Consider the following 492-nt stretch of genomic DNA (forward strand, 5'->3'; position numbering starts at 1 on the left):
CGGAAAGCCGCAGTGAATAGGCCCAAGCGACTGTTTAGCAAAAACACAGCTCTCTGCGAAGCCGTAAGGCGAAGTATAGGGGGTGACACCTGCCCGGTGCTGGAAGGTTAAGGAGAGGGGTTAGCGTAAGCGAAGCTCTGAACTGAAGCCCCAGTAAACGGCGGCCGTAACTATAACGGTCCTAAGGTAGCGAAATTCCTTGTCGGGTAAGTTCCGACCCGCACGAAAGGTGTAACGATTTGGGCACTGTCTCAACCAGAGACTCGGTGAAATTATAGTACCTGTGAAGATGCAGGTTACCCGCGACAGGACGGAAAGACCCCGTGGAGCTTTACTGTAGCCTGATATTGAATTTTGGTACAGTTTGTACAGGATAGGCGGGAGCCTTTGAAACCGGAGCGCTAGCTTCGGTGGAGGCGCTGGTGGGATACCGCCCTGACTGTATTGAAATTCTAACCTACGGGTCTTATCGACCCGGGAGACAGTGTCAGG

1 rRNA gene is annotated in these 492 nt (G+C 53.0%); it reads left to right on the plus strand.

Features of this window, described 5'->3' with window-relative positions:
- Window positions 1–492: ribosomal RNA gene (locus MR079_RS28385) — 23S ribosomal RNA — on the plus strand; the annotation flags it as partial.

Origin of the sequence: Bacillus cereus group sp. BfR-BA-01381 (assembly GCF_022663555.1) — a bacterium.
Taxonomy (GTDB): domain Bacteria; phylum Bacillota; class Bacilli; order Bacillales; family Bacillaceae_G; genus Bacillus_A; species Bacillus_A pacificus.